Origin of the sequence: Cupriavidus sp. HMR-1 (genome assembly GCF_000319775.1) — a bacterium.
GTDB lineage: Bacteria > Pseudomonadota > Gammaproteobacteria > Burkholderiales > Burkholderiaceae > Cupriavidus > Cupriavidus metallidurans.
Genome location: NZ_ANKP01000164.1, coordinates 1 through 9,699, shown reverse-complemented (window position 1 = coordinate 9,699; position 9,699 = coordinate 1). Strand labels below are relative to the sequence as shown.

Genomic DNA, 9,699 nt, shown 5'->3' with positions numbered 1-9,699 from the left:
GGCCGCGATCGTGCTGGGCGCCGAAGGGCTCGGCAGCGTCGCGCCCGCCGCATTCGCAGGCAGCCTGATTGCCACCGCCTTCGCCTACGTGCTTGGCACACGGCGCCCGGGCGCGGCCAACCTGCTGCTCGCCGGCGTGGCCATCAATGCGATCTGCGCGGCCGTCGTTGGGTTCTTCACCTATCAGGCCAGCGACGTGCAACTGCGCAACCTGACGTTCTGGAACATGGGCAGCCTTGCTGGCGCGACGTGGTCAATCCTGGCGTGGCTGGTGCCGCTGGTAGCCGTGCTCTGCGCGCTGCTCATGCGTGACTGGCGCGCGATGAACGCGCTGCTGCTCGGCGAACGGGAAGCCCAGCACATCGGTTTCGACCTGAAGCAGCTCCGCCGCCGGCTGATCGTGCTTACCGCGCTGCTGGTAGGGCCCATCGTGGCCGTCACGGGGACGATTTCCTTCGTGGGACTGGTCGTGCCGCATCTGATCAGTCTGGCATTGGGCGCCGACCATCGCTGGCTGCTGCCGAACACACTGGCGGGCGGCGCCATCGCCTTGACGCTGGGTGACTGGATGGCACGCACGGTGGTGGTTCCGGCGGAACTGCCGATCGGCATCGTCACGAGCCTGGTGGGCGGGCCTTTCCTGCTCTGGATGCTGACACGCAAGAGAACCTGACGAGCTTAATGAACCTGACGAACCTGACATGCTGATTGCCCGCAATCTTTCATGCAGCCGCGGACGGCGGCAGATCCTGTCCGGTATCGACCTGAACCTGCCGGCCGGCGAGATGGTCGGCGTGCTCGGGGCCAACGGCGCCGGCAAGAGCACGCTGCTCGGCACGCTGGCAGGTGAACTGCCCGGCGACGACGCGGCGGTGTCGCTCGGCAACCGGGCATTGACGGACTGGCCCGTGGACGAACTGGCCCGTAGCCGTGCGGTGCTGCCGCAATCGCCCGGTCTGGGCTTCGACCTGGGCGTGACGGAGGTGGTGGCGATGGGCGGCTATCCGTTTCCAGAGATGGGCAAGCACGCGCTCGATACCCTGCTGGACCGCGCGCTGACGCTGGCCGATGTCGGGCATCTGGCCACGCGTTCGTACCAGAGCCTATCCGGCGGCGAACAGCAGCGCGTGCAGTTCGCCCGCGCGCTGGTGCAGGTGCTGGCCTGCCGCACGGCCGACAGCTACCGCGCGCTACTGCTCGATGAACCGATTTCGAGTCTCGACCCCCGGCACCAGTTGCTGCTGCTCGGCACGGCGCGCAACCTGTGCCGTACCGACGCCCTGGCGGTGCTGGTCGTGCTCCACGACGTCAATCTGGCCGCCCGCTGGTGCGACAGGCTCGTGCTGCTGGCCGACGGCCGTACCGTGGCCAGCGGCACCCCCGCCGACGTGCTGACCCCGCCGAACCTCGCCACGGTGTACGGCATTCCGGCCACCGTCATGGAATCGCCAGTTCACCGGGGCGTGCCGATGGTGGTGTTTGGCTGATTCGACTGATTCGGCTGAACGGCTGAGCGGCGCCCATGGGGGAGGCACCTATGCGTACTTCCCGGTTATCCCTCCATCGACCACCAGCTCGGTGCCGGTAATGTAGGCCGCCGCATCCGATGCCAGGAACGCACAGGCGTGTGCCACGTCCCACGCGGTGCCCATCCGCTGCATCGGCACCTGTCTTGCACGCGCCGCGCGGGCGTCGTCGAGACTGTCCGCCGAGAACTGCTTCGCCACGGTATGGGCGATGCGCGGCGTGTCGATCAAACCCGGCACCACGCAATTCGCACGGATGCCGCTGCCCGCGTACTGCTGCGCGATCATCCGCGTGAACTGGATCAGCGCGGCCTTGCTGACGCTATACGACAGGTGCGGATAGCCGATATAGCGCAACCCCGCCACCGAGGAAACCGTGACGACGGCACCCCGGCCCCGCTCGACCATCGACGGCAGCACCTGCTGCGACGCCAGCAGCAGGCTTCGCACGTTCACGTTGTGGGCCGCATCGAAATCCCGCACATCGGTGTCCAGAACCCCGCCGGTCTTGCCGATGCCAACGTTGTGATGCAGCACATCGATGGGGCCGAAGTGTTCGCGCGCCTCCGCGAACAGGCGCGCGATCTCCGCCTCTTCCGCCACGTCGCCGACGAAAGTCTCCGCCGCGCCACCCTCGGCCCGAATCAGCGCCGTCGTCTCCGCGGCCGAGGCGGCGTCGCGGTCCACCACGCAGACGCGGGCGCCAAGCCGGGCATAGGTCACGCTGGCGGCGCGCCCGATGCTCCAGCCGGGGCCCGCCGATCCACCGCCCGCCACAAACACGGTGCAATCCGCCAGACTGAGCGGCAGCGCGTTCATGCGTGGTCTCCGTGCGGCGCGTTGCCGACATTGCCGACGTAGGGGATGGCCTCCTCGACCACGTCCCAGATATAGCGTCCCGACGGGCTCTGCTGCTCCTCGACGATATGGGCCACGAGCCCAGCCGCGCGAGAGATCACCGCGAACCCCCGCATCACCGCCGTCGGCACGCCAATCTCGCCGAGCAACGCGGCCACCGACCCCGTGGCATTGATCGTGATCGGGCGCCCCGCCACTTCATCAACCGCCGCCGACAGGCGCCTCAGGGCACCGATATGCGCGCCGGCCAGATCCGGCTCCGCATCGCCGAGTTCCAGCAGCTTGTACGCGCGCGGGTCCACCGGCTTGTGAAGGTGATGGCCGAAGCCCGGCACGGCCGCCCGCATTTCCTTGTAGTGGCGGGCGATGGCCAGTGCTTCGGCATCGGGGTCCCGCGCCGCCAGAATGCGGTCCAGCAACGTCGAGCAGTTCTCCATCGTGCCGACGAACGAACTGCCAACCGCCAGCAGGCCCGCCGACACGGCGCCTTGCAGGTTCTCCGGCGCGCTCATGTAGATCAGGCGCGTGGCGATGGCGCTTGGCGTCAGGCCGTGCTCCATCAGCACCACCAGCACCATGTCGGCGATACGCATGTCCACCGGGCGCGGGGTGCGGCCGAGGATCTGCATCAGCATGACTTCGGTGAAGGTCTTCTTGCCCAGCAGGTCGTCCACGAGATTCGCGTCGCGATAGTGCAGGCTGGTCAGCGTGTGGGTGCACAGCCGGGTCACCGGCTTGTCTTGTTGGCTCATGCTTGGTCTCCGGTTTGCAATGCCGTCAGCGCCTGGTCGCGCACGGTGTTCTTGAGTACCTTGCCGACGGTGGAGCGCGGCAGGCTGGTGTGGAAATGAATCTGCTTTGGCGTCTGCACCGGACCGAGCCGCTCGCGCACGAACGCGATCAGCTCGATGGCCTGCACCGCGCATCCTTCGCGCAATTGCACGGCCGCATGGACCGCTTCGCCCCATTTGTCGTCGGGCACGCCGAACACCGCGCATTCATGCACGGCCGGGTGCTGGCCCAGCGCGTTCTCCACGTCGATCGGGTAGACGTTGAAGCCGCCAGTGATCACCACTTCGCGCAGGCGGTCCTTCAGGTACAGGAAACCCTGCGCGTCCAACATGCCGCGATCCCCGGTATGCAACCAGCCGTCGACAATGGTCGCGGCGGTCAGGTCCGGACGGTTCCAGTAGCCGGTCATGACCAGGTCGCCGCGTGCCACCACTTCGCCCACCTCGCCACGGGGCAGCAGACGCCCGTCCGGGGACATGATCGCCACCTCGCTGAACCACGTGGCGCGCCCCACCGATGCCATGCGGCGCTCGTCAGCCAGATCGTCGGGGCCGATCACCGTCAGCAGTTGCGGCGCCTCGGTCTGGCCATATGTGGTGGCCACCACCGACCCGAAGAATTCGCGCGCCTGCTGGATCTTCTGCGGCGGCATCGGCGCGCCGCCGTAAATCAGGCGACGCAGTGCCGGGTAGTCGACGCGCGATGTGCCGGGCAGCGCCATCAGCATGTAGATCAGCGTGGGCGGCATAAAGCAGACCGTGCCGGCGCGGTCACGGAACGTGGCGCGCACCGCTTCTGCCCCGCTGCCTTCCATGATCACGTGACAACCGCCCTGCGCCAGGATCGGCATGACGTAGGTGGACGTGCCGTGCGTGATCGGCGCGGCCATCACATAGCGATCCGCCTCGGTGAAACCCCAGGCGTGGATCTGGTTGACGATATTGGTCATCCAGGCGCGATACGGCTGCATGACGCCCTTGGGCGCGCCCGTGGTCCCGCCTGTGAACTTGATGGCCTGCGTGGCGTCCCGGTTCAGGTCGAGCGCCGGGCGCGTGGCATCGGGATACCGGAGAACAACGGCGCTCAGCACGTCTGCGCTATCTGACGCATGACCCGTGTAGAGCCGCGTGCCCGGTGCGTCGCCCAGCAGCGCTTCGCAGGCGGCATCGAGTACCACGATGCTCGGCGTCGTGGCGTCGATGATGCGGCGCAACTCGGGCTGGGTGCTCTTCGGGTTCAGCGGTACCCAGATCTTGCCGCTGGCCAGCACCGCCAGCAGCGCCACGATGTGCTCGGCCGAGTTGCCGGCGCAGATACCCACGCGACTCTGCGGCGCGGGATCGAGCGTCATGAAATGCGTGGCCAGCGCCGCCACCTGGCCGGCCAGTTCGCGATAGCGCAGGCTGCCGCCGGGGGCGTCAATGGCGACGTTGTCGGGCCAGCGGTCGGCGGCCCGCCAGAACAGTTCGATCGGAAGCATGGGGGGTCCTTGGGAATCCTCAGTTGACACGCGCGCCTGATTGCTTGACCACGTCGTGCCAGCGCTTGATCTCGGACATCGTGAAGGTACGGAGTTGCTCGGGGGTACCCGGCTCGGGCGTGGCTGCCAGGTCGCGCATACGCTCGCGTACCTCGGATGCGTTGAGCGCCTTGTTCAGTGCCGTGTTGAGCTTGTCGATCACCGGCTTGGGCGTCCCCGTCGGCGCGGCGATGGCGAACCAGGACTGCACATCGAAGCCCGGGAGTCCGGATTCCGCCACCGTGGGCACGTCAGGCAGTTGCGGCATGCGCTGGGCGCTGGTGACCGCGATGGCGCGCAACTTGCCGGACTTCACGTGCGGCAGCGCGGACGGCGCGTTGTCGAACATCGACTGCACCTGCCCGCCCAGCAGATCGGTAACGGCCGGCGCGCTCCCCTTGTAAGGCACGTGCAGCATGTTGGCGCCACTGCGGCTGCGGAACATCTCTCCGGACAGGTGAATGGACGATCCGCTGCCCGACGACGCGAACGTCATACCGTCGGGCGACTCCTTGGCCAACCGCACATAGTCGGCAACGGTCTTGACCGGCAACTTCGGGTTGACCACCAGCACGTTCGGGATCTTGGCAATCATGCCGACGGGCTCGAAGTCGCGTACGGGGTCGTAGCCGAGCTTGTCGTAGAGCGTGGCATTGATCGTGTTCGCGATCGTGAAGACGTAGAGCGTGTAGCCGTCCGGCGTCGCCTTGGCCACGACTTCGGCGCCCACGTTGCTATTGGCGCCGGCGCGGTTTTCCACCACGATCGGCTGGCCCAGCGCCTCGCCCATCTTCTGCGCTACCAGGCGGGCCAGCACGTCGGTGGCGCCTCCGGCGGCATAGCCCACCACGAGCCGCACGGGGCGCGTGGGAAAGCTGGAATCGGCCGCCTGGGCGGCGGGAACGCCGCACGCAAGCGCGGCACTGATCAGGGCGTGGCTCAACAGGCGCCTGCGCGCCGCGTTCCAGAAAGTCATGAGTGCTGTCTCCTTGTTGGATGGTCGTGCCCGGAACGCGCCCGTCTGCTCGATTTGCCCACCGCACCTTGCGGCGCGGCTGCGGCATACTGCGGACTGCTTTCCGGCCCGCAAATTCTTTCCCATGACATCTCGCACTGCGAATCGAAACGTCCGGCAGGCGGACGTTTCATCTTCGACCTCCGAGGAAGGCACCCGTGCCTTACGACGCGGCCTGACGCTGCTCGACGCCATCCTGGCAGCCGGCAAGGATGGTCTCCGGGTGATCGACATGTGCCGCGCGGCCGGCCTGGAGCGGCCCACGGTCTACCGCTTGCTGGCGACGCTGATCGACTGCGGATATGTGGTCCAGCACGGACGATTTCGCTATGTGCGCGGTCCGCGTCTGGCGGCAATGCCGCAGCGTGGGGAATCGACGGACCTTTCTGGAAAGCTGGGCCCGGTGCTCACGCGGGTGAGCCAGGCGTGCGGCGATGCCGCCTTCGGCGTGGTTCGCGATGGCGCGTTGTCGCGCTGCATCGCGCGGCACGTGGGCACCCATCCCGTGCAGGTGCTGGTCATCCAGGTGGGCACCCGGCAACCGCTGGGCGTTGGCGCCGCGGGGCTGGCGTTGCTGGCAGCGCTGCCCGATGCCACCGTCGACGAGGTGATCGCCGCCAATGCTGGTGTGCTGGACCAGTACGGCGGCATGACGCCCGACCGGATGCGCATCCTGATCCGCGCTACGCGCGAACGCGGCTACTCGGTGATCGGCAATCACGCCACGCGCGGCGCACTGGCCGTGGGCATGGCCGTGCACGATCGCGATGGCGAACCCGTGGCTGGCATCAGCGTGGCCACCACGCTAGCGCGAATGCCGCGCGAGCGGCAGCAGTTGCTGGCCCGGGTGATGCGCGAAGCGGTGGCGGCGTTGCTGCCGCGTGGCCTGTAGCCGGTCCGTAGCGACTCACCTGGCGGAACGCCAGGTCGACACTCCGCCGCTTTACGGGCATGATCATTGGCCTGCCCGTTCCATCCGGGAATCCTCTTCCACGCAGCCGGTCGAACCAGGGAAACGCCGCCCGCCGGCAATCCCGCCAGGCTGCATTCCCTCCCCCACCGCTTTCGGCCCCGCGCCCAATCGCTTCCGTCATGCAACGTCTGCTTCTGATTCTTGGCTGCCTGTTCCTCGTCGCGGCAATCGCGTGGCCCTGGCTGTCGCGGCTGCCGCTCGGGCGGCTGCCCGGTGACATCCGGATCGTCCGCGACGGTTTCAGTTTCTACTTCCCCATCACCACCTGCATCCTGATCTCGCTGCTGGTGTCGTTGGTGCTCTGGCTACTACGGCGATGACGGTGATGAGCCAGTGCGTCGTGATCTCAGGGTGTTCGGGGGGCGGGAAATCGTCGCTGCTGAGCGAACTCGGGGCGCGTGGCTATCCCGTGGTGGAAGAACCAGGGCGGCGCGTCGTCGTGGAAGAAACGGCCCGCCATGGCAATGCGCTGCCATGGGTCGACATGCCTGCCTTTCTGCGCCGCGTGATCGCCATGGCGCGCGCCGACCTGCTCGCGCTGGAACAGTCGGCTGGCCGGGTTGGGCTGGGTGAGCCAGGGGAGCCGGGGGAGCCGGGAAAATGGGTCTTCTTCGATCGGGGGCTGGTCGACGCGTTCGTCGCGCTTCAGCACGTCAGTGGCAAGCCACAACTCGCGCCGCTCGTGCATCAGATCCGGCCGTACCATCGGGTCGTATTCCTGACGCCACCCTGGCCGGAGATCTACGTTCAGGACGCCGAGCGCCGCCATGACCTCGACGCCGCCACCGCGGAGTACACGCGGCTGCTCGAAGCCTATCCAGCGCTTGGGTATGACGTTCGCATCATCCCCAGGGCCAGCATTGCCGAGCGCGCCGATTTCGTCCTGAATACCCTCCAGGGCTAGACGCCACCCTCCGCGAGAAGCGGAAGGGAGCGTGCCCCAGACGGCTTGCTTCGATGGCTTACTTGCCGGACAGCTTCGGGAACTGCGGGTTCGTCACGACTTGCTTGAGCAGTTCCTGCACGGCCGGGCCGAAGGCATCCGCCACGTTCTTGCACGCGCCCATGGCCGTGAAGCTCGTGTCGAACGGGTACTTGACCGAGACCTTGTAGCCCTTGTCCGCCGGCGATTGCACGGCCATCGTGATCTGCCAGTACGCCGGGGACACCGAGCTGAAGCTCAGTTCCTCGATACGGCCCTGAATCGGGGCGCCCTTCACATCGTAGGCTTGCGCCATCAGGAGTTCTTCCTGGAAGGCGTCCTTGATGTACTGCGACAGCGTCTTGCCCGGCGCCACCTTGACCGGACCCATCAGACGGCACAGCGGGCTCTCGTCGACGCCCTGCGCCATGCCGACATCGCTGACGCTGACCTTCTTCGACTGCAGGCTCTGCTGGATGGCGATAACGTTCGAGGCAGATGCCTTGTAGGGGATCGAGTTCGTGGTCTCGCATCCGGTCAAAAGAACGCCCGTCGCGCAGATGGCGGCAACGAGGGCAAACTTGCTTTGCTTCATGATTCTCTTCCAGTGGGTTGTATGGGCTCTGCTGATATCCGTGCCCTCAACGGACTACGGAAGAATTCCGCAAGACCCAAATCCCACCTTGGAGGGGTGACAGCGCCGGCCACCCTGCCGTCACGCTGGTTCGGGCATTGAAAGAGACGGTAGAATCCGCGAACAATTCATACCGCCGCGCCGGAGACGCCAATGGTTCGCCTGCTGATGCTGCTGTTGGGAGTGGATTACCTGCGTACACGCTGGAAAGCGCTGGCCTGGGCCGGTGCCCTCAGCATCGCGGTCGGTGCCGTGCTGTTCATCGATGCGCTCGACGGCAAGCTTGATTTCCCGATCCAGCCGTTCGCCTGGCTGCTGCTTCTGGAAGGGCTGGCCACGCTGGCCGTGGCCTCGACCGGCATTGGTGGCCAGCGTACGCTGCGCTACGCCAAGGGCATCGCCTTCAGCGTGGCTGCCATCCTCGTGCTGGCCGAGCGCCACCATGGCCACATGATCCTGTCGGTCATCTTCGGCGCGCTGTTTCTGGCCGATGGCCTGCTGCAGGTGGCCTCCGCGCATGTGGTGCGCTTTCGCACGTGGCGGCTGGCAATGGCGGGGGGTGTGATCGAGATCGCCCTGGCCATCTTCTTCATCCAGCCCTACCCGACGCACTATGTCGGCACCGTGCCCTACTGCGTGGCGCTTGGGCTGATCTTCGGCGGCTGGAACATGTTGCTGCTGGCATCGCGCGCGCGCCGGCTTGCGGGCAACCCCGGCCTGCGCAAGGATCCGGAGTCCGCCAGCGCCGAATCGAACAAGCGGCGCCTGACGACGTGGAGCGGACCGCCCGCGTCGGACGAACGCGCGTTGACCGTCCACGTCTGGACGCCCGTAGGTTCCGCGAAGTCCAAGGCACAGCATCAGCCGATCATCGACCGCTACATCGCCGCCGTCGACCGCGACGGCGTCATCTCGACGGGGCACGCCGCGCTGGAATCCCCCGAAGGCATCTACATCAGCCTCTACCCGGCCGTCGAGATCGACCGTTCGCCAGACGATTTCACGCGGCTGCTGCGGGCCACGCAGGAGAACAACGTACCTGGACGGTTCCAGCCTGACTACCCGACAGAATCCAAGGCATGGTGCCCGTCGACCGTTCAGGTTCGCATTCGCAACTACGATGCCGAGCGCCTGCGGAAATTCTGGCACGACTATCGGCAGAACACGACTTACAACCTGACGCACCGGAACTGTTCGAGCACGGTGGCACGCGCGCTCGATGCCGCGCTGGAGGGCGCCGCCACACGCGCCTGGACGCGGCTCGGCGGCTGGTGGCCACTGTTCCGGCTATTGCTGACACCGGAGCTGTGGGTAGCCGCCCATCTGCGCAAGCGTGCCGCCACCATGGCGTGGACGCCGGGCCTGACGCTCGACTACGCGCGTGCCATGAGCATGTTGGCCGACCCGCGCCCCTTTGCGTGGGCGACCGTGTGGAGCGGGCTGGCGGTGCGGCGCTCGGG

11 protein-coding genes are annotated in these 9,699 nt (G+C 66.9%); 6 read left to right on the top strand and 5 right to left on the bottom strand.

The annotated features are described in order from the left end of the window. Positions 1 to 673, top strand: a 673-nt coding sequence (locus D769_RS18965; RefSeq protein WP_008648322.1) for an iron ABC transporter permease, incomplete at its 5' end; no start/stop codon positions are given. 28 nt (positions 674 to 701) lie between these two features. Then, positions 702 to 1,487, top strand: a complete 786-nt coding sequence (locus D769_RS18960; protein WP_008648320.1) for a heme ABC transporter ATP-binding protein — start codon at positions 702 to 704, stop codon at positions 1,485 to 1,487. 48 nt (positions 1,488 to 1,535) lie between these two features. On the opposite strand, the gene D769_RS18955 is transcribed toward D769_RS18960, so the two are convergent. The 4 genes from D769_RS18955 to D769_RS18940 are packed head-to-tail and all read right to left on the bottom strand — an operon-like array spanning position 1,536 to position 5,671. Beyond that, positions 1,536 to 2,345, bottom strand: a complete 810-nt coding sequence (locus tag D769_RS18955; RefSeq protein WP_008648319.1) for an SDR family NAD(P)-dependent oxidoreductase — start codon at positions 2,343 to 2,345, stop codon at positions 1,536 to 1,538. Then, positions 2,342 to 3,136 carry a citryl-CoA lyase gene (locus D769_RS18950; RefSeq protein WP_008648318.1) on the bottom strand — a complete coding sequence of 265 codons (795 nt, stop codon included), beginning with the start codon at positions 3,134 to 3,136 and terminating at the stop codon, positions 2,342 to 2,344. The genes D769_RS18955 and D769_RS18950 overlap by 4 nt, the downstream gene beginning before the upstream one ends. Further along, positions 3,133 to 4,656 (bottom strand): AMP-binding protein, encoded by a 1,524-nt coding sequence (locus tag D769_RS18945; RefSeq protein ID WP_008648317.1) that lies wholly within the window; start codon positions 4,654 to 4,656, stop codon positions 3,133 to 3,135. The genes D769_RS18950 and D769_RS18945 overlap by 4 nt, the downstream gene beginning before the upstream one ends. Positions 4,657 to 4,675: 19 nt before the next feature. Beyond that, positions 4,676 to 5,671, bottom strand: coding sequence for a tripartite tricarboxylate transporter substrate binding protein (locus D769_RS18940; RefSeq protein ID WP_008648316.1), 996 nt, complete (start codon positions 5,669 to 5,671; stop codon positions 4,676 to 4,678). Between the two features lie 124 nt (positions 5,672 to 5,795). Here D769_RS18940 and D769_RS18935 point away from each other — a divergent pair, with 124 nt between their 5' ends. The 3 genes from D769_RS18935 to D769_RS18925 all read left to right on the top strand — a co-directional run bounded on the left by D769_RS18935 (position 5,796) and on the right by D769_RS18925 (position 7,587). Further along, on the top strand, positions 5,796 to 6,602 hold the full coding sequence (locus tag D769_RS18935; RefSeq protein WP_008648315.1) for an IclR family transcriptional regulator C-terminal domain-containing protein: 807 nt from the start codon (positions 5,796 to 5,798) through the stop codon (positions 6,600 to 6,602). Positions 6,603 to 6,802: 200 nt separating this feature from the next. After that, entirely contained in the window at positions 6,803 to 7,003 is a 201-nt protein-coding gene (locus D769_RS18930) for a DUF2905 domain-containing protein (RefSeq protein WP_008648313.1), read from the top strand. A 5-nt stretch (positions 7,004 to 7,008) separates the two neighbouring features. Continuing rightward, on the top strand, positions 7,009 to 7,587 hold the full coding sequence (locus tag D769_RS18925) for an AAA family ATPase (protein WP_040011132.1): 579 nt from the start codon (positions 7,009 to 7,011) through the stop codon (positions 7,585 to 7,587). A 58-nt stretch (positions 7,588 to 7,645) separates the two neighbouring features. On the opposite strand, the gene D769_RS18920 is transcribed toward D769_RS18925, so the two are convergent. Then, entirely contained in the window at positions 7,646 to 8,200 is a 555-nt protein-coding gene (locus tag D769_RS18920; protein ID WP_008648309.1) for a hypothetical protein, read from the bottom strand. A gap of 192 nt (positions 8,201 to 8,392) precedes the next feature. Between D769_RS18920 and D769_RS18915 the strand changes: the two genes are divergently transcribed. Further along, positions 8,393 to 9,699: hypothetical protein (locus D769_RS18915; RefSeq protein WP_008648308.1), on the top strand; the 1,307-nt coding region annotated here is incomplete at its 3' end.

What these genes read in the sequence shown, in the direction of transcription:
- D769_RS18930 (WP_008648313.1), top strand. Translation starts at nt 6,803, where the DNA reads ATGCAACGTCTGCTTCTGATTCTTGGCTGCCTGTTCCTCGTCGCGGCA.
- D769_RS18940 (WP_008648316.1), bottom strand. Translation starts at nt 5,671, where the DNA reads ATGACTTTCTGGAACGCGGCGCGCAGGCGCCTGTTGAGCCACGCCCTG.
- D769_RS18925 (WP_040011132.1), top strand. Translation starts at nt 7,009, where the DNA reads ATGAGCCAGTGCGTCGTGATCTCAGGGTGTTCGGGGGGCGGGAAATCG.
- D769_RS18950 (WP_008648318.1), bottom strand. Translation starts at nt 3,136, where the DNA reads ATGAGCCAACAAGACAAGCCGGTGACCCGGCTGTGCACCCACACGCTG.
- D769_RS18955 (WP_008648319.1), bottom strand. Translation starts at nt 2,345, where the DNA reads ATGAACGCGCTGCCGCTCAGTCTGGCGGATTGCACCGTGTTTGTGGCG.
- D769_RS18960 (WP_008648320.1), top strand. Translation starts at nt 702, where the DNA reads ATGCTGATTGCCCGCAATCTTTCATGCAGCCGCGGACGGCGGCAGATC.
- D769_RS18945 (WP_008648317.1), bottom strand. Translation starts at nt 4,656, where the DNA reads ATGCTTCCGATCGAACTGTTCTGGCGGGCCGCCGACCGCTGGCCCGAC.
- D769_RS18935 (WP_008648315.1), top strand. Translation starts at nt 5,796, where the DNA reads ATGACATCTCGCACTGCGAATCGAAACGTCCGGCAGGCGGACGTTTCA.
- D769_RS18920 (WP_008648309.1), bottom strand. Translation starts at nt 8,200, where the DNA reads ATGAAGCAAAGCAAGTTTGCCCTCGTTGCCGCCATCTGCGCGACGGGC.